Origin of the sequence: Deinococcus radiophilus, from assembly GCF_020889625.1 — a bacterium.
In the GTDB taxonomy this organism is placed as follows: Bacteria; Deinococcota; Deinococci; order Deinococcales; family Deinococcaceae; genus Deinococcus; species Deinococcus radiophilus.
Genome location: NZ_CP086380.1, coordinates 535,039 through 555,189, shown reverse-complemented (window position 1 = coordinate 555,189; position 20,151 = coordinate 535,039). Strand labels below are relative to the sequence as shown.

Annotated in this window: 22 protein-coding genes and 1 pseudogene; 12 read left to right on the top strand and 11 right to left on the bottom strand. The window is 62.5% G+C overall.

The genetic code is table 11. The features are described 5' to 3' along the window. Positions 1 to 27 precede the first annotated feature (27 nt). The 7 genes from LMT64_RS02970 to LMT64_RS02940 all read right to left on the bottom strand — a co-directional run bounded on the left by LMT64_RS02970 (position 28) and on the right by LMT64_RS02940 (position 5,370). Complete coding sequence (locus LMT64_RS02970; protein ID WP_126352620.1) at positions 28 to 360, bottom strand: hypothetical protein; 333 nt, start codon at positions 358 to 360, stop codon at positions 28 to 30. A gap of 103 nt (positions 361 to 463) precedes the next feature. Further along, positions 464 to 1,291, bottom strand: a complete 828-nt coding sequence (locus tag LMT64_RS02965; protein ID WP_229253336.1) for a phosphotransferase family protein — start codon at positions 1,289 to 1,291, stop codon at positions 464 to 466. A 58-nt stretch (positions 1,292 to 1,349) separates the two neighbouring features. Continuing rightward, positions 1,350 to 1,784 carry an alpha/beta hydrolase gene (locus LMT64_RS02960; protein WP_229253335.1) on the bottom strand — a complete coding sequence of 145 codons (435 nt, stop codon included), beginning with the start codon at positions 1,782 to 1,784 and terminating at the stop codon, positions 1,350 to 1,352. Next, positions 1,715 to 2,200 carry an alpha/beta fold hydrolase gene (locus tag LMT64_RS02955; RefSeq protein ID WP_211334193.1) on the bottom strand — a complete coding sequence of 162 codons (486 nt, stop codon included), beginning with the start codon at positions 2,198 to 2,200 and terminating at the stop codon, positions 1,715 to 1,717. The genes LMT64_RS02960 and LMT64_RS02955 overlap by 70 nt, the downstream gene beginning before the upstream one ends. 215 nt (positions 2,201 to 2,415) lie before the next feature. Further along, complete coding sequence (gene guaA / locus LMT64_RS02950) at positions 2,416 to 3,978, bottom strand: glutamine-hydrolyzing GMP synthase (protein WP_229253334.1); 1,563 nt, start codon at positions 3,976 to 3,978, stop codon at positions 2,416 to 2,418. Between the two features lie 226 nt (positions 3,979 to 4,204). Beyond that, positions 4,205 to 4,888, bottom strand: a complete 684-nt coding sequence (rpiA, locus tag LMT64_RS02945) for a ribose 5-phosphate isomerase A (protein ID WP_126352613.1) — start codon at positions 4,886 to 4,888, stop codon at positions 4,205 to 4,207. Beyond that, positions 4,885 to 5,370 (bottom strand): peroxiredoxin, encoded by a 486-nt coding sequence (locus LMT64_RS02940; protein WP_126352611.1) that lies wholly within the window; start codon positions 5,368 to 5,370, stop codon positions 4,885 to 4,887. The genes rpiA and LMT64_RS02940 overlap by 4 nt, the downstream gene beginning before the upstream one ends. Before the next feature lie 89 nt (positions 5,371 to 5,459). Here LMT64_RS02940 and deoC point away from each other — a divergent pair, with 89 nt between their 5' ends. The 3 genes from deoC (at position 5,460) to LMT64_RS02925 (ending at position 7,911) form a co-directional block, all read left to right on the top strand. Continuing rightward, entirely contained in the window at positions 5,460 to 6,131 is a 672-nt protein-coding gene (gene deoC, locus LMT64_RS02935; protein WP_126352609.1) for a deoxyribose-phosphate aldolase, read from the top strand. A gap of 37 nt (positions 6,132 to 6,168) precedes the next feature. Beyond that, a protein-coding gene (locus LMT64_RS02930) for an IS630 family transposase (protein WP_229253120.1) occupies positions 6,169 to 7,174 on the top strand; the annotation gives its coding sequence in 2 pieces (ribosomal slippage) (positions 6,169 to 6,636 and positions 6,638 to 7,174; 1,005 coding nt in all). Between the two features lie 161 nt (positions 7,175 to 7,335). Continuing rightward, positions 7,336 to 7,911: a Maf family protein gene (locus tag LMT64_RS02925; protein WP_126353508.1), complete on the top strand. Its 576-nt coding sequence runs from the start codon at positions 7,336 to 7,338 to the stop codon at positions 7,909 to 7,911. 21 nt (positions 7,912 to 7,932) lie between these two features. Here LMT64_RS02925 and LMT64_RS02920 read toward each other — a convergent pair whose 3' ends face one another. The 4 genes from LMT64_RS02920 to LMT64_RS02905 are packed head-to-tail and all read right to left on the bottom strand — an operon-like array spanning position 7,933 to position 10,363. Beyond that, on the bottom strand, positions 7,933 to 8,709 hold the full coding sequence (locus LMT64_RS02920; protein ID WP_229253427.1) for a sulfite exporter TauE/SafE family protein: 777 nt from the start codon (positions 8,707 to 8,709) through the stop codon (positions 7,933 to 7,935). 13 nt (positions 8,710 to 8,722) lie between these two features. After that, positions 8,723 to 9,145, bottom strand: a complete 423-nt coding sequence (locus tag LMT64_RS02915) for an OsmC family protein (RefSeq protein WP_126353512.1) — start codon at positions 9,143 to 9,145, stop codon at positions 8,723 to 8,725. Positions 9,146 to 9,195: 50 nt separating this feature from the next. After that, a complete protein-coding gene (locus LMT64_RS02910) occupies positions 9,196 to 9,765 on the bottom strand; it encodes a mismatch-specific DNA-glycosylase (protein ID WP_229253333.1) in 570 nt (189 codons plus the stop codon). Then, the gene (locus LMT64_RS02905; protein ID WP_126353514.1) at positions 9,758 to 10,363 is read right to left on the bottom strand and encodes a molybdopterin-dependent oxidoreductase; all 606 of its coding nucleotides are present in this window, start codon (positions 10,361 to 10,363) and stop codon (positions 9,758 to 9,760) included. The genes LMT64_RS02910 and LMT64_RS02905 overlap by 8 nt, the downstream gene beginning before the upstream one ends. A gap of 72 nt (positions 10,364 to 10,435) precedes the next feature. Between LMT64_RS02905 and LMT64_RS02900 the strand changes: the two genes are divergently transcribed. From LMT64_RS02900 to LMT64_RS02860, 9 genes and pseudogenes are all read left to right on the top strand, one after another. After that, on the top strand, positions 10,436 to 10,825 hold the full coding sequence (locus LMT64_RS02900) for an Asp23/Gls24 family envelope stress response protein (protein WP_229253332.1): 390 nt from the start codon (positions 10,436 to 10,438) through the stop codon (positions 10,823 to 10,825). Between the two features lie 28 nt (positions 10,826 to 10,853). Beyond that, positions 10,854 to 12,416: a DAK2 domain-containing protein gene (locus LMT64_RS02895; protein ID WP_229253426.1), complete on the top strand. Its 1,563-nt coding sequence runs from the start codon at positions 10,854 to 10,856 to the stop codon at positions 12,414 to 12,416. A gap of 135 nt (positions 12,417 to 12,551) precedes the next feature. Then, positions 12,552 to 13,886, top strand: a complete 1,335-nt coding sequence (gene murF / locus LMT64_RS02890) for a UDP-N-acetylmuramoyl-tripeptide--D-alanyl-D-alanine ligase (protein WP_126353518.1) — start codon at positions 12,552 to 12,554, stop codon at positions 13,884 to 13,886. Between the two features lie 43 nt (positions 13,887 to 13,929). Beyond that, on the top strand, positions 13,930 to 14,706 hold the full coding sequence (locus LMT64_RS02885) for a hypothetical protein (protein ID WP_126353520.1): 777 nt from the start codon (positions 13,930 to 13,932) through the stop codon (positions 14,704 to 14,706). Between the two features lie 309 nt (positions 14,707 to 15,015). Continuing rightward, positions 15,016 to 16,035 (top strand): annotated as a pseudogene (locus LMT64_RS14250) (IS630 family transposase); the annotation flags it as partial. A 354-nt stretch (positions 16,036 to 16,389) separates the two neighbouring features. Further along, complete coding sequence (gene pilM / locus LMT64_RS02875; protein WP_126352536.1) at positions 16,390 to 17,481, top strand: type IV pilus assembly protein PilM; 1,092 nt, start codon at positions 16,390 to 16,392, stop codon at positions 17,479 to 17,481. Beyond that, positions 17,474 to 18,190 carry a fimbrial assembly protein gene (locus LMT64_RS02870; protein WP_126352535.1) on the top strand — a complete coding sequence of 239 codons (717 nt, stop codon included), beginning with the start codon at positions 17,474 to 17,476 and terminating at the stop codon, positions 18,188 to 18,190. Before pilM ends, LMT64_RS02870 begins: the two co-directional genes overlap by 8 nt. Then, positions 18,187 to 18,852, top strand: a complete 666-nt coding sequence (locus LMT64_RS02865; protein ID WP_126352534.1) for a type IV pilus inner membrane component PilO — start codon at positions 18,187 to 18,189, stop codon at positions 18,850 to 18,852. The genes LMT64_RS02870 and LMT64_RS02865 overlap by 4 nt, the downstream gene beginning before the upstream one ends. Next, positions 18,849 to 20,150: a hypothetical protein gene (locus tag LMT64_RS02860; protein WP_126352533.1), complete on the top strand. Its 1,302-nt coding sequence runs from the start codon at positions 18,849 to 18,851 to the stop codon at positions 20,148 to 20,150. Before LMT64_RS02865 ends, LMT64_RS02860 begins: the two co-directional genes overlap by 4 nt. Position 20,151 lies beyond the last annotated feature (1 nt).

Genomic DNA, 20,151 nt, shown 5'->3' with positions numbered 1-20,151 from the left:
CACTGGACGGCCAGTCAGGTTGCGCGGTCAAGCACACTCCTCCAACTGTTCTGCAGGCTTAAGTTGCTGGTGCTGAGCCCGCAGCAGTGCTTGCAAGTGCCGCTCACGCTCGGCCAAGAGGCGTTCGGCCCGGAGGCGCTGCACATTGAGGATCAGCAAGGCGGGGAGCAGCAGCACGGCACTCCAGAGCGCACCCAGAGCGACAAATCCCAGCAGCCCCTGGGTCTGAGAGACCACCGTGACCTCCGGTGAAAAAGGCCAGGGCACCGTCAGCGTACCGCCGTTTTCCAGCGCGGTCAGCAGCAGCGCCGTGCCCAGCAGGGCAGTCAGCAGCACCTGGAGAGCGAACAGCAGTTGCATCCGCGCAGTTTAACAGAGCAGTGGTCGGATCAACGTGTCCGTGGGTCTGAAGTGGGACCAGTCTGGCGCCCACCTGACAAATAGACGGAGTCCAAGATGTGTGTTACAGCCGCCCATTCGGTGGCAAAGTAGCCAGCACATGACGGGCGCGGGGAACTTTTTTAGACCGTTCGGCAGCGAAGTCGTACGGCTCATTCATCATCAGCCAGTAGAGGTCGTGCAGATAGGTCAGTGCGAGATAACCACGCAGCCGCCGCAACGTGCCAGGCTCGCGGTCTGGCAACAGATCCAGCGCCGCTTCCAGGCTGGCATCGGCACCCAGCAGATCCAGCGTGCCCGTCTTGAGCAGCGCCAGGTCGCGCAGCGGATCATCCCAGCCTGCATTGGTCCAGTCGATCAAGAGGACTTCACCGCCCGGCGCGATCAGCACATTGTCCTGCCATAGGTCCAGATGGCAAAACGCCGCCGGTTGGTGGAACTCGCCGGCTTGTAGCGGCTGCTCCACAGCTGCGAACAGGTCATCCAGATGCTGCGAGGCCAGTACCCGGCGGAAGCGGCGCAGGCGGTCGGCCACCCGGCGGGGGTCTACCTCCCCTTGCTGGTGAGCATGGAGACGGTCCAGCTGAACCTTCAGCTGAGGCAGCGCCTGCGGCAAGGTCCGGGCTGTCACCCGCTCGCCGGCAAAACGCCGCATGACCAGCGCCTCGCTGCCGTCGGCCTGCAGGGTATCCAGCACCCAATCGCCCAGGCCCGCCTGGCGGAGGTTGGCCGCCTCGCGCTCGGCTTTGCCTACGCCGCTGCGGTACACCTTGATCACCGCCTGGCCGTCGTGTGTGGCGTAGACGCGGCTCTGCATGCCCACGCCCATGCCCGTCAGTGGGCCGTACTTGGCGCTCAGCTCGGGCAGGCGGGAGTCGGGGCCGTCGGTCATCCCCAGCATCATAGCGGGGCAGCGCGGCGGGAGGGCAGATGAAGGGTCAGCGCCCGCCTCAGTTCCGGGCGTACTGGGCGCTGAGATGCCCATACAGCCAGTCCAGCGCCTCTGCCGCATGGATCATCACCGAGAGGTGGCCGCCCGGCACGCAGCGCAGCTCGGCCTGTGGGATGCGCCGCAGCCATTCGGCGTGAGCTACGGGCACGATGCGGTCATCTTCACCATGCAGCAGCAATACCGGCTGCTGAATCTGTTCCGGCGCAAAGCCCCAGGGCGACACGTAGGCCAGGTCGTCATCAATCATGCCGCCTGGCCCATGTTCCAGTGCCGGGCCTGCCACGCAGTGAAACCAGCTCCAGGAGCTTGCCAGCGCGGCATGGTCGGCGGGCGTGAACATCTCCGGGTCATACGCGCCGGACTCTAGAACCCCGGCCAGGGCGGTTTCCTCCTGCGTGGCTGCCTCCAACTCGGCGCGGCCACCGGGGTACATTCCAGCGAAGTAGTCCAACCCCGCTCTACCGTAAGGAGCAGACCGGAAATGCTCACGGCCGCCCTGATCTGAGGCAGCAGGGCGGCGCAGGCCAGCGCATGCGGTCCACCTCCCGAATGACCCATCACCGCAAGGTTGGAAATGTCCAGCTTCTCGGCGATCCAGGCCACGTCGCGGGCCGCCTGAGCGATGTCCCGCCCTGGCAAACGCTCGCTGCCGCCGTAGCCAGCACGGTCATACCCGATCCAGCGCAGGCCCAGCTCGGCTGAACGCTCCAGTAACGGTTCTGGCGGTGGCCCGAGATTGGGGGTGCCGTGATGCCAGACCACCGTGCCTGACCGTCCTCCACTCGGAGCCGTGTCGTACACCCGCAGGCTTCGGCCACCTGGAGCCCGCAACTCATGGATATGCAGCATGGTCCCTCCTGACGGGGTGAACAACCAGAGTACTGAGATGGAGGACGGAGCTGCCAGACGCGAAAACAGCCGGGGGCGGCCCTCTCCTGCGGAGCTATGCCAGTCGGCGCTGACGCGCCCGACAGGTTTACTCCCATCTGATTCGGCGGGCAGCAGCCTCGGGGCGGCCCTCGGCTGATACTCGCTAGACGCTCGGGCCTGACGGCCCTTTCAAATTACTCCCACTCAATCGTGGCGGGTGGCTTCCCGGTGATGTCGTATACCACGCGGTTTACCTCGTGAACCTGGTTCACGATGCGGTTGCTCATGGTCGCCAGGAAGTCGTAGGGCAGGCGCGCCCACTCGGCAGTCATAAAGTCGCCGGTGGTCACGGCGCGCAGGGCCACAGTGTAGGAATAGGTGCGCTCGTCGCCCATTACACCGACCGACTGAATCGGGGTCAGTACCGCCAGCGCCTGTGAACAGTCGTCGTACAGGCCATGTTCACGTAGGCCGCTGATAAAGACGTCGTCTACCCGGCGTAGGATGTCCAGCTTGTCTTCGGTGACCGCGCCCAGGCAGCGGATTGCAAGGCCAGGGCCGGGAAACGGGTGGCGCATCCGGATGTCGTCGGGCAGGCCCAGCAGCGCAGCGATTTCGCGCACCTCGTCCTTAAACAGCGTGCGGAAAGGCTCCACCAGCTGGAAGCCCAGGTCTTCGGGCAGGCCGCCCACGTTGTGGTGACTCTTGATGTTGGCCGCGCCCTCGCCACCCGCCGACTCGATGACGTCGGGATACAGCGTGCCCTGTGCCAGGAAGTCGAAGAGCCCCTGCGCCTCGGCGGCGCGGTCGAACACCCGGATGAACTCGCGCCCGATGATCTTGCGCTTCTGCTCGGGGTCACTGACGCCTTCGAGGTGGCGCATGAACTCCTCGCGGGCGTCCACCGTCACGATGTTCACGCCGGCGCCGCGCAGGGCGGTCTCGACCTGCGCGCGCTCGTTCAGGCGCAGCAGGCCGTGGTCCACGAACACAGCGGTCAGGCGGTCGCCCACTGCACGCGCGAGCAGCAGCGCCAGGGTGGAGGAATCCACGCCCCCGCTGATGCCCAGCAGCACGCGGCCCTCTTCGCCCACCTGCTCGCGCACACCAGCTATCAGTTCATCCACGATGTGTTCGGCAGTCCAGTCACGCGTAATGCCGCAGATGGTCAGGAAATTGGTCAGCAGCTGTCCACCCTTGGGGGTGTGCACCACTTCGGGGTGAAACTGCACGCCGTAGCGCCGGGTGACTTTGTTTTCGATGGCGGTCACGGGAGTGTCCTCGGTCTGGGCGACCACCTCGTAGCCCTGCGGCAGCTGGGTCACCGAGTCGCTGTGGCTCATCCAGGCCACGAACTCGCCCTCGATGCCCTCAAAGAGTTGCCCACCGTACTCGGTCAGGTCGGCCTTGCCGTACTCGCGCTTGCCGGCCCGCTTGACATCGCCGCCCGCCTGTTGCGCGAGGTACTGCATGCCGTAGCACACGCCCAGGATCGGCACGTCCAGGTCCAGCACGCCCTCGTCTGGGCGCGGAGCGTTTTCGTCGTAGACCGAGCTGGGGCCGCCCGACAGCACAATGCCCTGGGGATTCTCCTGCAACACCCGCTCCAAGCTGCTGGAACCGGGCAGAATCACCGAGTAGACATTCAGCTCACGGAAACGGCGGGCAATCAGTCGGGTGTACTGGCTGCCAAAGTCGAGGATCACGATGGCTTGGTGGTTCTGGCTGGGCTGGCTGGATTGGGCTGGCTCTGTCATTACGGTTTATTTTGACACGATGAAGGCGGTCTAAGGTTCTGCTGGGCCAGCGCCGAACAGCAGAGTGGTTCTGCCCCAACCTCCAGGAGCAGCGAAAAACCCGCGCCTGCCCCAGTCGGCCCAGGCGCGGGTGAATTTCAAAGCAGCAGCGCAGCCTGCCTAACCGGACAGGCTGGGGGACATCCCTATGCCCCCAGACCCTCCGGTTAGGCAGGCTGCCAGGCCATCAACGTTCCAGCTCCTGCACGCCGTCCGGCGCGGCCACAAAGGCCCGCTCGGCCATGCCCAGAAACAGGCCGGTATCCACCACACCCAGCGTGCTTTTGATGCGGCGCTCCAGCTCGGCGGGGTCGAACTGTTCCGGCAACTGCGCGTCATAGATGTAGTTGCCGTTGTCCGTCACGAAGTTGCCCGCCCCGACCATCCGCAGGCGACCCCCCGGCAGGAACTCGCGCAGGCGCTCAATGGTGGACAGGAATCCGAACTGCGCGATCTCGATAGGCAGCGGGGCTTTTTCACCCAATTGCTTCACCAGCTTGGTGTGATCGGCGATGATGATCAGCCGCCTGGCCTGCACCTCGGTCAGCTTTTCGCGCAGCAGGGCGCCGCCCAGGCCCTTGACCAGATCCAGATTGGGTGCGATCTCATCGGCTCCATCAATAGCGATATCCAGCGGGCGTGGGTCCAGGTCTTCAACCGGAACCCCGACTTCACGCGCCAGCTCCGCCGAGGCTTTGGAGGTCGCCACGCCCACGATGCCCTGTAGCTCGCCAGTTTGCAGCAGACGGCCCAGTTCCTCAATCGCGTACTTGGCGGTGCTACCGGTGCCCAGGCCCACCCGCTGCCCGCTCTGCACCAGGGCCACCGCACGCAGGGCGGCTTCCTTTTTCAGCGCTTCAAGGTCGCTCATGCGCGGTCCTGCATGTCTTTCTGGATGGTGTCTGCTACGGCCTCGGCATGTCCGTCTACCTTGACGGCCAGCCAGCTTTTGACCAGTTTGCCTTCCGGGTCAAGAATGAAGGTCGCCCGTTTGACGCCCTGCGTCACCTTGCCGTAGCTGTTCTTTTCGCCATATGCGCCGACCGACGCCAGAAACTGGCCGTCGTCGGTCAGCAGCGGAAACGGCAGGCTGTATTTTTCGGCAAACTTCTGATGGCTATCTGCGTCATCCTGGCTGATCCCCAGAACTTGCACACCCATCTCCTTCAGGCGGGCCGAGTCACGGAAATCACACGCTTCGCGGGTGCAGCCGGGGGTGTCGTCTTTAGGATAGGCATACAGCACCACATATTTGCCTGCGTAGTCACTCAGGGCATGGGTTTGGCCCGCGCCGTCGGGCAGGCTGAAGGCAGGAAAGGGATCACCAGGTTGCAGGCGGTCTGGGTTGGTCATGGCGTCAGAGTAACGCAGAAGGCAAAAACCGGAAGGCGGGAGGCAAGCGGGGTCACTCCTATCCTTCGTCCTGCCTTTAGACTCTGCGTATGACCCATCCTCTCTCCTCCTATATTGACCACACCTTGCTCAAGGCCGAGGCCACGCCGGACGATATCCGTACCCTGTGCGCCGAGGCCCGTGAGCACCAGTTTGCCGCCGTGTGTGTGAACCCGGTCTACGTGCGCCTGGCCGCCGAGCAGCTGGCCGGAAGCGGCGTCAAGGTCGCCACCGTCTGCGGCTTCCCGCTGGGTGCCGTGACCCCGAACCAGAAAGCCGCCGAAGCACGTCAGAGCATCGAAAACGGTGCCGATGAAATAGACATGGTGATCCACATTGGGGCTGCCCGCGCAGGCGACTGGGATGCGGTGCAGGCCGACATTCAGGCGGTGCGGGACGCTACCGCAGGCCGGGTACTGAAAGTCATTATCGAAACGGCGCTGCTGGACGACGAGCAAAAGCGCCGCGCCACCGAAGCTGCCGTGCAGGCTGGGGCCGATTTCGTGAAAACCTCGACCGGGTTCAGCACCGGCGGGGCCACCGTGGCAGACGTGGCCCTGATGAACGAGGTCATCGCTGGACGCGCCGCCATCAAGGCGGCTGGGGGCGTCCGCAGTCCTGCCGACGCCCAGGCCATGATTGACGCCGGAGCGACCCGCCTGGGCACCAGCGGCGGCGTGGGGCTGGTGACGAGCGGGGAAGCGGGCGCGGGGTACTATTGATAGCGGCGCAAGTATGCGCTGCTAAACTCCAGGGACCATGGAATGGCAACCGAACCAATATTCTCGTGCCCAACTTGAGGAGCGGCGCCTGGCTGCTACCGAGTGGCTGCAGCAAGGCAGCCACACACACCGCGAAATCGCTGCTCACTTTGGCGTCTCCGTGCTCACGGTGACTTCTTGGAGTGCTCGGCTCAGAAAGAAGGGAAGCTTGCAAGCGACGGTCAGCTCTGGTCGTCCTGCTCGACTGACTGAGTCTCAGCACGACCAGCTTCGCACCCTCCTGCAGGAGGGTGCTCTGCAGCATGGGTTTCCTGACGAAACCTGGACGACAAAACGTGTGGCAGAGCTCATCGGGCGGCACTTTGATGTGTGGTACCACCATGATCACGTCCGCAAAATCCTGCGCAAGTTGGGTTTCAGCCCACAGATGCCAGATGGGCGGGCCGCTGAGCGGAACGAACTTCGGATCGCATCCTGGCGGGAACAGGTGCTGCCGGAGTTGGAAAAAAAAGGTCGCTGAGGGAGCCACAATCATCTATCTGGATGAAGTCGGATTCTCTCTGAAAGGAGTCCAGCGACGGACATGGGGGGTGAGGGGCGTCACGCCCCTGGTCAAGCTCAGAGCAAACTGGGAGAAGCTTTCAACGATTGGGGCGATCACTTCAGATGGACGATTCTTCCAGCACACAATATCCGGAGCGATCCGGAGTAGAGAAGTCATACGATTCTTTGGGCACATCCTGCGCCAAGTTCAGGGGAACATCGTCGTGGTGCTGGACAATGCGAGAATTCATCACGCGAAAGTAACCCAGGCGTTCGTGGGTTCCCACGAACGCCTCTCTCTGATCTTTCTGCCTCCGTATGCTCCAGAGTTGAACCCGATCGAGTTGGTGTGGGCCTACGTCAAGCGCAATGTGTTGGGGAACTTTTGTGCCCACTCCATAAGAGCGCTGAAAAAGAGGCTTGTCACCGCCTGGCAGCGGGTCCGCTATATTCACCTGCCCCGTCAGCTTATGGACGCCAACTTACGCCGTTATCAATAGTAGAGGGCCAGGCGCTGAGAGCAGAAAGCCTCAAGGCCACCGGCAGAAAAGTGTGGGAAAGCTCTCTCAGCTGTGGGAATGCTGAGCCACAGGCCACCCACTTTTCTGCCGAGACCTGGAGTGACAGCGGATGCGTTCCCCAGGGCCATATCCTGCCAGGCATGACTGCACCTCTGATTCTGGCCTCGGCCAGCCCCCGCCGCCGCGAGTTGCTGGGACATCTGCTGTCTCAGTTTGAAGTGATTGCGAGTGATGCTGACGAAAGCAGTGCCGAAACCGACCCGGCCCGGTTGGCCGTAGAACTGGCCCGCCGCAAAGCGCTGGCGGTGGCCGGGGCCCACCCAGGCTGCGCCGTGCTGGGGGCGGACACGGTGGTGGCGCTGGGCGGACGGCTGCTCGCCAAGCCGCAGGACGAGGCCGAGAACCGCACCTTTATCCGGCAGCTGAGTGGGCAGACCCATCAAGTCGTCACCGGGCTGTGTCTGGTGGCGGATGGGCAGGTAAGTACCGCCCATGAAAGCACTGCTGTCACTTTCCGCCCCTTGACCGATACTGAAATCGTCCACTATGCAGCCAGCGGAGAAGGACTGGACAAAGCGGGCGGTTACGGTATTCAGGGACTGGGGATGGCGCTGGTGAAGGGAATAGACGGGGACTGTTCCAACGTGGTGGGCCTACCGCTGGGCCGCACGCTAGAGCTGCTCCGCGGGGTAGGCCTCCGGACAAACTGGGACTAAGGGCCAGTCAGCTCCAACTGGTCAAAGTGCAGCCCAACCCTGAAACAGCGCCCGCGCCCCCAGCAGGGCCAGTACGGCCAGCATCAGTCTGCGGAACCGCCGCTGCGAAAGCCGCTCACGCCAGCGGACCCCCAGCCACAGCGCCCCAAGCGCCAGCAAGGTGGCCTGCGCCAGTGTCTCCAGCTGCGGCGCAGGCAGCGCAGTTATTTGATCCCGCAGCAAAATGAATTGCACCACTGTACCCACCACATAGCACAGATTGCTGCCCAGCACGACTTCGTTTTTGTCGGCCTGGGACGCCAGAAGGTAAATGGTCACTGGCGGGGCCATGGCATTGACCGAGCCGCCCAAAAGCCCCGTTGACAACCCGAACACCAGGGCCAGGCCACCACTTGGCGTGAACTGCCAGACCACGCGGCGCCTATCCAGCCAGACAAACAGAAAAATCGCTGCCGCCATCAGCCAATACAGCGGACCAGGCGGCACGCTCTGGAGGAGCCAGACTCCCAGTACGCTGCCCAATACGCAGCCCAGAGCCAGCGCACCGAAGCGCCGCCCCACGGCCCACCAACCGCTGAAGCTGAGGCCCGGCCCAGCTGTGATCAGGGCCGAAAGGTTGATCAGCAGGGCGGGAACAGCCACCATGGCCACCACAGTTTCCAGTGGTATAGCTCCAGCCAGAGCTGAGGTGGTCACCATCTGAAAACCCATGCCGCTCAGTCCATGCAGCAAGGCAGCCAGCATAAAGGTCAGGGTGGTCAGCACTTCAGTTTCAGTCGCCGGGAAATGATCCAGCACAGTCAAGATTCACTCAGGCGCGGGCTTCGGCGTCCTCTGCCACCACTTCAAGGACGATCTCGGCGTTCAGACTGGCTGCCACCGAGCAGTATTTTTCATGGCTCAGGTGAGCGGCTTTTTCCAGTTGTTCCTGGGTCACGCCCTCGCCGCCCGCAATGTGACGTACGGTAATGCGGGTGTAGCGGGCCGGAGTTTCGTCTGCACGCTCGCCCACCACTTCCATCCGGTAGTGGCTCAACGGCGTCCTACGCTTGGCCATGATGCCCACCACGTCGTAGGCGGTACAGGTGCCCAGTGCGGCCAGCACTGCGTCCATCGGAGATACGCCGATCTTATTGGCCGAGTTGTCAATCAGAATCTGTTGACCACCGTCGCTGCGGCCCACATAGCGCTGGTCACCCAGCCAATCGATTTTCATGGTTTTGGTCGTTGCCATGGATTCACGCTAGCAGAACGTCAGAGGTGGCAAGCTCAAGCCGTCACCTACTACCTATTTTCTCTTACCCTCAACTCTCTGACCCGGTCCGCCAGCGCCTGCCAGGGTTCCAGGCTGAAGTGGTTGTGTCCTAGCGGGCTGGTGCTGGGTAGCACCCAGAGTTCGGCGCCTTCTAAGTCCATCAGCTGTTTGCCGTAGGGCAGGCGGCCAGTGGGCAGACCCAACGTCTCGGAGGCGCCGCGTTTGGAGGTAAAGGCCACGATGCGCGGAGAGTAGCGGCGCAACTTTTCGCGCAGTTCGCCCGGTGCCCAGGCGTCTGACGGCAGCGCCGCGTCCACCCCGTTGTGCCGTTTAGCGACGTCGGTCAGGCCGATGCCGTATTCGGGCAGCAACGGAAACTCGGCGGGAGCCAGTTGCCGGGGCGTCAGGCCCACCGCGTGCAGGGTGCGCCAGAACTTGTTCTGCGGGTTGGCGTAATAGGCCCGCGCCGCCGCCGAGCGCCGACTGGGGGCGGTGCCGACCAGGACCAGCGTCAGGCCCTCTGCCAGCACATCCGGCACGAAGTAGCCTTCGGGGGTGCGTTTAGGAGCATCTGACCCGGGAGCGTCCGACTTAGTCACTCTCCCACCTCTCGCTCTGCCAGGGGTCACCCCGCCAGTGGTAACCCCTCGCTTCCCAGTAGCCGGGGCGGTCACGGTCCATGAACTCCAGGCCCTCAAGCCACTTGACCGACTTCCAGAAATAGCGGTGTGGGGCCACCAGCCGCAGTGGGCCGCCGCGCCCCTGCTCCAGCGGTTCGCCCGCGTAGCTGTGAGCGATCAGGAGATCATCTCGCTGCCAGTCTTCCAGCGGCAGCGCCGCGCTGTAGTCGCCCAGCGCGTGCGCCATCACATGCGTGGCTTGCGGTGACACTTCCAGTGCGTCCAGCAGGTCGCGGGTCCGCACGCCCTGCCAGACCGTGTCCAGTTTGGTCCAGTGGGTCACACAGTGGATGTCTAGCGTGAGGGTGCTTTGCGGCAGCGCCAGGAGGTCGGCCCAGGTCAGGGTGCGCTCCCGTGCCAAGCCAAAGGCCCGCAGCGTCCAGTCCTGTGCTGCGGGCAGTGGCTCCGGCGGCGCAGCAGCGGTCAGGACCGGAAAGCCCAGCGCCAGCCGTTGCCGGGGCGGAAAGCGCTCAGCCTGCTCCGGTGGGGGGTCAGCAAAATGTTTGCGGCGGCTCATGGGCCTGATGCTAAAGCGAAACAGCCAGGAGAAAGGCGGCCGTCAGTCCCAGCACCTATACTCAGTCCCAACGTGAGTAAGTCATCTATCGGCAGTATTCAGATTACCGACGCGGCGCTGGCGTCACTGATTGGGCTGACGGCCCATGAAGTCCCCGGCGTGGTGGGCATGGCCCCGGTCAACCTCAAAGAAGGCATCACCAAGGCGCTGGGGCGCTCGCAGGTCAAAGACGGCGTGACCATGCACCGCGGCACGCCGGGCCAGGAAAGCAAAGGGCGTCAGGCCAAACCTACATCCGATGCACCTTATTGGGCCGAGCTGAGCGTCATCGTGGCTTACGGAGTCAGCATTCCGACCGTCGCCCAGAACATTGAAGACCGGGTGCGACACATCGTGCGGACCCAGGCGGGCGTAGAACTGCAGCAGGTCCGCGTGAACGTGGTGGGGGTCAGCCGTGAGTAGCGTGATCTCCCCCGCTGGGCTGGCCCAGATGCTCCGCACCGCCACCGACTGGCTGGGCGTGCACCGTGAGCAGGTCAACGCTCTGAACGTGTATCCAGTGCCCGACGGCGACACTGGCACCAATATGCACCTTACCCTGCAATCGGTGCGGCGCGAGCTGGACACCTGCGACACCTCCGATATGCGCTCAGTGGCCAAGGCGATCAGCTATGGAGCGCTGCTGGAGGCCCGTGGAAACTCCGGCGTCATCCTCTCGCAGCTGCTGCGCGGCTTTGCCGAAGAAGTGCGCGACCTGCCACAGATTGACACTGCAGCCCTGAAAGCGGCCTTCACCGGGGCCCAGAAGTCCGGCTACAAGGCCGTGATGAAACCAGTAGAAGGCACCATCCTGACGGTGGCACGCGGCATTGCCGAAGGCGCCCAGACCGGAGAAACGGTGCAGGAAGTGCTGGAAAATGCGGTGGCGACGGGGCAGGATTACCTGATCCAGACCCAGGACATGCTGCCCGCCCTCAAGCAAGCGGGCGTGGTGGACAGTGGCGGCCAGGGTTTCCTCTATGTGGTGCGTGGCATGTTGGCCGAGCTGCTAGGTGAAGCGTTGCCTGCAGCGCCCGAAATCGAGAGTCATGCTCAGGAGCAATTCGAAACGGAGGAGTTCGGCTTCTGTACCGAATTCCTGATGTCAGATGCGGCGCTGCCCATTGAAAGCATCCGCGAATTGGTCGCGCCGTTCGGTGACTCGCTGCTGGTGGTCGGGGCTGAGGGATATGTCAAAGGTCACATCCACACCGACCGCCCCGACGATCTGCTGGCGGCGGTAGGACGGCATGGGCGGATGCTCAAGACCAAGGTGGAAGACATGGCCGAGCAGCACACCGAAATCCTGGCGGCCTCCGGCGCTGCCGCCCGCGCCGAGGACGAGCGGCCCACCTCCGGACTGGTCGCTGTGGCAGCTGGGGACGCCCTGGTGCGGCAGTTCCGAGGAATGGGAGCCCGCATCGTCTCAGGTGGGCAGACCTCCAACCCCAGCGTGCAGGACATCGTGGACGCCGTGCACAGTGTCAGCGCCGAGCGGGTGATTATCCTGCCCAACAACAAGAACGTGCTGATGGCCGCCGAAAAGGCCGCCGAACTGCTGCAGGGCCGCGCTGTCGTCGTCCCCACCCGTACGCTGGGTCAGGGCCTCGGTGCGGCGCTCAGCTTCAGCTCGGAGCGTGATGTGAACGAGCTGATCAGCTACATGCGGGAAAGCGCCGAGCGCGTCACCACCATCGAAGTGACCCGTGCCAGCCGAGACACCACCCACACCGCCCCGGATGGCCGCCCATTGGCCATCAAAGAAGGCGACGTCATTGCCCTGCGTGACGATGAACTGGTGTATTCCGGCGGCACGCCCGAAGAAGCCGTGCTGGCGCTGGTCGGTGAACTGGCGGACCAGGCCGAAGTGGTGACGGTCTTCCGCAGTGCCCAAACGGCCCCAGAGAAATTGGAACAACTGGTGTCGGCCCTGGAAGAACGTCTGAGCATGGCCGACGTAGAAGCCCACGCAGGCGGCCCAGACCTCTATGACTATCTGGTGACCGTGGAGTAATCACGGTGAGCACATAAGCCAGCAGGGAAAAGGGCCAGCAAACCAGCTGGCCCTTTTCCCCGTACAGGCCGTGAAATAACCGACAAAGTAAAGTGAGGTTTAGTCTTTTCATGCGGTTTTGCTACCTTAGCGACAATGCTGAACCCTCATGGCCCGTTTCCCTTTCAGGCGACCGTCCATCCAGACGCCCGCCCCGCTGTACGCCTGACCTGGGATTCCAGGCAAGCCGACGCCGAGACGGCCTTCGTGGCACTGCCCGGCGACAAAGAGCATGGCAACCGTTATCTCCAAGCCGCACTGGACTTAGGCGCACCTTTCGTTTTGACCGACCTTCCTGGCGCTGCACAGACGTTGCCGCGGGCGGTGGAAGTCAGTGATTCGCTGGCCGCCCTGACTGCCTGGGCACAGCAAGAACGGGCCAAGAACGCGCTGGTGGTCGGGATCACCGGGAGCGTAGGCAAAACGACCACCAAGTCTTACGTGGCAGCGGCCCTGGACGCCCATTACATGCCCGTGTACAACACCATTCCGGCGATCGCCTGTTTCTTGATCGAGTTCGGCGCTTTGCAGCGCCCACTGGTGATCGAAATGGGCATTGACCGCCGGGGTGAAATGGCCCGGTTGATGAATCTGGTGCAGCCAGACGTGGGCATCCTGACTTCCATCGGGGCCGCACACCTTGACGGCCTGGATAATGTCGACACCATCGCCCAGGAAAAAGGACTCATCTTGCAGGCTCCTGAGGCGCTGGTCGGTGCGCAGGCGCTGGCATGGTTTCCTGGTCAGGCCACCTACGGGTTTTCTTCGGCTGATCTACCTGTGACCCATAGCGGTCATGACCTCCAGGTCAGCGAGCAGGGCGCCAGCTTCGCCTATGCGGGCCAGCCGGTGGTTCTGCCACTGGCTGCCCAGGTGCAGGCCGAAGCTGCCGTGGCTGGCTTGTATCTGGCCCAGCGTCACGGTTTGCCGCTTTCCGAAGCCATTGCACGTGTAGAACAGGTGCAGGTTCCTGCCGGGCGTTACCAGATTCACTCGGGCATCTATACCGTGATTGACGACGCCTACAATGCCAGCCCGCTGGCCGTGCAAGCGGCGCTGAGCGCCCTGCAGAATTTCCGTGGTCGGCGGATCTCCGTGCTGGGCACCATGCTGGAACTGGGACCTACCGCACCGCAACTGCACGCGGAGGTAGGCCAGTACGCCGCCCAGAGTGCAGATGTGCACTTCGGCGTAGGAGCCTATGCAGCGGCGCTGGGTGAGCGGGCCTACGCCACCGTTCCGGAACTGATTGACGCGCTACAAGCCGAAGTCCGAACCGGAGACGTCATTTTGATCAAGGCCAGCCGGGGCATTTCCATGACGCCTGAACAGCGCGAGCAAGCTGGCGTTGGCCTGGAGACGGTGGTGGCGGCCTTGCTGGCCTGGCGGGAGAAGATGCTTGAAACCAATGAAACTCTCGTGGCTCCCTGACCCCCCTCAGCGGTCCGTCATGAGGGTGCGCTTGAATGGCTGTATGCCTGTCCAACCTCGTTCGCTGATGATGCTGACCCTCCTGGTCAGCGCCTGTGCCCCAGTTCATACTTCTCCCAGTGCGGACTCTAGCGTGCGACCTGCAGGCCCCGAGCGCCCCCAGTCGGTTGCGCGCGCTACTCCCACCTTCTGGGCAGCCTTTTCGGATGAAGGCGCGGTCTGGAGTAACGGCCAGCAGGCCTGTGTGGCCCGTGTTCCCGCACTCCAACCCCTCTGCCCGCAGTGGCCTGGGCCTACCGGTCCAGTGGCCTGGGAAGGCGAACGGGCGTGGGTGGCGCTGCCATCACTGGGTCAGGTCGTGACGCTTGACCGAGCCGCCGAAAGTGTTCTGGCCGGACGTACCCATGCCCTGTCCTCCACCCGGATCTACCGCGAAGATGGCAGCGCCCTCAACTACCGAGGCATGCCTGTCAAGGGCACACTGGGCCAGCCGGACGCTGTCCTCACTGCCAGCAGTGGCCAGGATTACGCGCTGGTGGCAGGACAGCTATGGGAGGTGGATGCGGGCCGTGCCCTCAACCGCGCTCAGGGCTATCTGTTGTCCAGCGGGTCTACAGTCACGGTCACGGCCTACCCCAGTACCGAAACACAGCGTGGCCGCCTTGAACTACGTGGCACTGAATTGCGCTGGGCCGACGGCACGCCCCTGCCCATGCCAGGCACCGTCCGGTCACTGGGCTTGGTGGGGCAACGTCCTTTCGCACTGCTTGACAATTCAGGCCGCTGGGAGCTGCAACCTGTCCCGCTGGATGTGAATTAGAGGCTGTGGCAGCCCATAGTGCACGGCTGGGATTCAGAGGTGATAAGAGGGAAACCCTTTCCGATATGTGGCGTGGTGCAAATCATCTGGTGCCAGGCAACTGGTGAGAATGAGATTCGAACATTACCTGGCTGTGCTGCACTCCGGCAAGGTGAGGTGCAGGATGTCAGTTCAGCTCTGACTTCTCATTTTACCCTCCCTACCCTTCAGCGGCGTGGTAGACCAACTTGCCGATTCTCCGGCTTCGACTCACGGCTCCTCAATCAGGGCTCTTTCTACTGATTTATGCTTAAGTTGATAACATGAAGCGTGACGCTTTCTGCTTGGCGACCCGCTCGTCTCTCCCGCGCTCAACAGGAAGAGCGCCGTCTGGCTGCTCAGCCTCTCCTGAATGATCCCGACTGGTCCACTCGAGATCTGGCCCGACATTTCGGTGTGGCTGAGGTGACTATTCGTGCCTGGCGTGCCCGTATACGCCACGGTGGTGAGGAAGCGCTTCGCGCTTCCCGTGCCACTGGCCGCCCGGAGTTCCTCACCCCTGACCAGCAGAAGGAAATTCAGGACATTCTTGAGAGCGATCCCCGACTGCATGGCTTCGAGACCAGTGGCTGGACTGTCCCCAAGGTCCGTCAAGTGATCGGTCTGAAGTATGGGGTCTGGATCGACCGTGCCCATCTTTCCAGGAAGCTCAGACGTTGGGGATTCTCGTATCAGCGGCCCGCGTTGCGGGCCGTAGAGCGTAACGAAGAGGATATTGCAGCTTGGGTCCGTCTCCAGAAGGAGGCGTTGGAAAAAAAAAGAGGGCTGAGGGAGCGACAATCATTTTTCTGGATGAGAGCGGGTTCAGCCTGAAGACGACAAGGGTTCGCGCGTGGGGACGACGAGGCGAAACACCGATTATCCCGACAAAACTGCGTTGGGCACATCTTTCTGTGATTGGTGCTATCACCACAAGCGGGCAGTTTTTGCAGCACACCTGTCAGGGTGCAGTACGGTCCCCACAAGTCGTGAAGTTCCTGGATCACGTCCTACGTCACGTCGCTGGAGAGGTGGTGGTCATCCTTGACCGGGCCATGATTCACCGGTCGAAAGCAGGGACAGGCGTTCGTGCAGCTGCACGAACGCCTGTCCCTGGTCTATCTCCCACCCTATGCGCCAGAATTGAATCCCATCGAACTGATCTGGGCGGACCTCAAACGGAATATCGTAGGCAACTTCTGTGTGCTGACGACAGAAATGCTGACGAAGCGGTTGAAAGTGGGATAGCAGCGTGTCCGGCGCAAATCTTTGCCACTCGCCTTCATCCGAGGCACGCCCTTCACCGCCTCGCTAGTAACTTCAGCACAGATCAGTAAGTCACCTGGGCATGCCAAATCAAAGTCCCCCTGCAGGCGCTTGGGCCACTTTTGCCCGTGTATTTCGGTCAACCTCACCTCTCCAGCTGCCCACCCCGCCCAAACCATGAAGATTGCATGAGACTTTCTTGTTCACGCTGTTCGGTCTTCTGGGCGTCACGCCTGCCCAAACGAACTGTGCTGCAATCGGGGAGAACAGCACCAAGACGCCTTCTTTGGCGTCTGCATGATTTCTGTGACCACCATCTGGGCATAGTCTCAGATAGCTTAAGATGCCTTTAGTTTGGTGCGGCGAGATGGTAATCTAAGCCGGAATTCTGGAGGGTGAATGACAGGTTTATTTCGGAAATCAGGTGGTCAAGCCTTTGGGCTGGAAATTGGTACCAGTGCCATCAAGGCCGTTATGCTTGGTCCTGGGGGAAGTGCGTTACAACATGCGGTGATGGCCCCCACGCCGCTGGGTTCGATGCGTGATGGCAGTGTGGTCGAGCCACAGGCCATTGCCAATGAGATTCGCAGTCTGCTGGGAGGCAGTGGGATTCAGACTCGGCAAGTCGTGACGGCCATCCCGAATCAGGCCACCGTGACCCGCAATATCTTGATTCCCAAGATGACCCTCAAGGAGCTGCGGGAAAGTGACGTGATCCGCTACGAGGCAGAGCGTTATATTCCTTATCCCATTGATGAGGTCACACTGGACTTCCACGTGCTGGACAATCCTGACATCCTGCCAGAAGACGCGCAGATGGAAGTGGTGGTCGCCGCTGTTCCCAATGATGTGGTGAACCGTCACGTTGAGACGCTGCAGATGGCTGGGCTGCAACCCACAGTGGTAGACGTCAAGGGCTTTGCAGCCATGCGGACCATTGGCCTGCGCGGTCTCGGAGCCGATGAAGTGGTGCTGACGCTGGAAATTGGCGCCAGTTCGTCGGTGATCGGCCTGATGCGTGGCGAACGTCTGCTGATGTCCCGTAACATCAACGTCGCCGCAGACGACTTTACGACTGCCCTGCAAAAAGCCTTTGATCTGGAGTTCGGCGCAGCGGAAGCTCTCAAGCTGTCATATCAGATGCCCGGTTCTGGCCTGGCGGATCCGGCCCAGAGCCACAGCCCAGCCCGCGTCTCTGAAGCGCTACGTCCCACCATGATTGATCTGATCACCGAAGTGCGGCGCTCGCTGGAATTTTACCGCGTGCAAAGCGGCGAGTTGATGATTGATCAATTGGTCATGGCCGGAGGCGGGGCCAAGTTGAGTGGCTTAGACAGTGCCATGAGTGAAGCTCTGGGCATTCCCACAGAGATGGTTCAGCCCTGGCAATTCGTAGACATGCCTATGGGAAATGACCCAGCCCTAAGCGAATATGCTCCCGAGTACACCGTACCGCTGGGTCTGGCGCTGAGAGGAGCAGGACGTGGTTGAAGTCAATCTGTTGCCAGCCGGGCAACGCCGCCAGAGTAGCGGTGCAGGCCAAGGCTGGTTGATCGCCGCTGGTGCGGCAGCGCTGCTTTCGCTGCTGACGGTGGCTGGGCTGGAACTGTATTACCTCTCTCAGGTGAACGGCCTTAAAGCCGAGCTGGAACAGCTCAACGGCGAGATCACGGCACTGGAACCTGCCAAACGGGAATACGACGAGCTACAGACCGAAAAGACTGAGTTGCAGCAAGTCACCGATGTGGCCCGCGCCCTGCGTGACCGCAAGACCTACTGGAGCAATGATCTGGCCGCCTTCACGGCGCAGATGCCGGCCAACCGGAATATTGCCCTGACCAGCCTGGAGATGCGTCCTGTCACCCAGCAGACCGCCGATATGCAGCAAAGTGGTGTAGGCACTGGAACCGTCAGCCGCGAATTCGCCATCACAGGAACTGCCACCAGCCAGCAGTCGGTGATTGACCTGCTGAACGCCTTCGAGAGCAATCCTGATTTCGGCATCGTCTTTCAGGGCATGCAGCGCGAAGAGGCAGAGAATCCGACGTCGCCCTATACCTTCACGGCCAATGTGGGGGTTGCCGGCGAGGAAGTGGCCGCCCAAACCGCGGCGGACGGTACGGTGGCCCCTGGCGCGGCAGCTGCTGCAGCACCCGCCCCGGCGCCTGCCGCAACCACCCCAGCAGGAGGCACCCCATGAACAACCGCCTCAACCCCAAATACATCTTTTTCCTGGCGCTGGCCCTGTCCTTCCTGATTCTGGGTCTGTGGTACACCTTCCGTTACCAGGCCCGGCAAACGGAGATGACTGATCTGAAATCTCAGATTGAAACGGCGCAGTTGCAGGTCCAGACCTACCGTCAGGCTGAAGCCCAGCTTCCGGCCCTCCGCGAAGAAGTCGCTGGTCTGCGCGAAGAGCGGGCTGCCTTCGTCGCCGCATTGCCACAGCAGAATCAGATGGCAGCAGTCCTGAGCGAGATTCGCCGCAATGCCCAGGCGACCGGCACCGATATTCAGGGAGTCGCGGTCAGCACGGCAGCCACGACGACCGACCTGCCCGGCGGAGTGCGCCCCATCCCAATTTCTATGCAGATGGGCGGCACCTACACCGAAGTTTTCCGGACCCTGCGTTCGATGGAAACCATGAACCGTTTCTCCACCATCGATCTGCTCTCGTTGCAGGTTCCCGAAGCCACCAGCACCGATCCGGAGCTGGTCGGCACCATGAACATGACCGTGTATACCTTTGATCCGAGCCTGGCAACCTTGCCTACTGAGGGCGCTGCCGTAACTGCCGACGGCACGGCTGCGGCTCCTGCCGCACCTGCACCCGCCGCACCGGAAGGAGCGACCGCGCAATGACAGAGCCCCACTACACGGAGAAAGATCCCCAGAGTGGCGCCCCCCGGCGTGGCCTGGCCATGACCCGTGAAATGAAAATGCTGCTCGGTGCGCTGATGATTCTGATGATGATGGGCGCCCTGGCCCTCTACTTCAGAAGTCTCGGCGGCGCGGGCAGCGAAGTGGTGACCACCACTGAAACCACCCAGTCCACTGTCACCACAACGGACGGCACCACCCCCGCCGTAGTCACCTCACAAAGCACCACCCAGTCCAGCAGCATTCCTCCGCTGAATCAGGGTGACGCCCCAGAAGGTACTCCGGCGGCGGCACTGGGCGGAATCAACCCAGAAGACCCGCTGGCGGCTGTGCCCAACCGCAATCCTTTCTCACCCTTCCGAACGGTGGCCGCCGACGGCGTGCCCGCCAGTGCCCTGTCCAGTCCCGCAACTTCACAGCCTGTTTCGGCAGACTCAGGTGAAACCGTCACCTTTGCCGCCCCCAGCGTGGACCTGACCCCCGTGCCGACCTACTCGGCACCTGGTTACAGCTCCAGCTATGAAAGCTCCGGCGGCACCGCGGCCAGCAGTGCCGGGGGCACATCGGGCAGCACCACTGTCTGGGAATTTGATGCGGGCAGCGACCCGGTGGTGATTACCAACACACCAAGTGGGAACAGCAGCACTGGCAGTTCCTCAGGAAGTACGGCTTCTCGCACAGGTGGTAGCAGTACACCAAGTACCTCTGGCGGCACCTCCGGTACAGGCCTGGACACCTGGGTCTTCGACGACCCCGCTGACTACCCAGAAGCTGTCCCTGCTGGAACCCTCGGCAGTGCAGGCGGCAATGGAACTTCCGGCAGCAGTGGTCCGGCCCCGGCGGCTCCCCCTGTGGCGGGTGTGACTGCACCTGCTCTGAACGGCAGTGTTGGAGCCAACGTCATCGCCCAGCGTCCGGCCACGGGTGGAACGGCAGCAGGCGGCCTCTCTGTGCCCTTGCCTACCCCAGGTGTGCCTCAGTTGATTACCGAATTCGGCAACGATCAGGGAGTCGGTGCCCCCGATAACGGCACCGTCCTCTCCCGCACCCTCAACCGTCAGAACGTGCGCTTTACGGGTGCCGTGCTTGGCCCTACCGATACGGCCATCTTCCGCAGTGCGACTGGGTTCTTGGTCTTAGCCGAAGGCGACCGCCTGCCTGACACTGAGATCACCGTCAGGGACATCACCACTGGCAGCGTGACCCTGGCCCTGGGCCAGGAATCTCTGCGCTTAGAACTTCAGCCGATCCAGTCCCAAGCCACCATCCCCGGAGAATGAA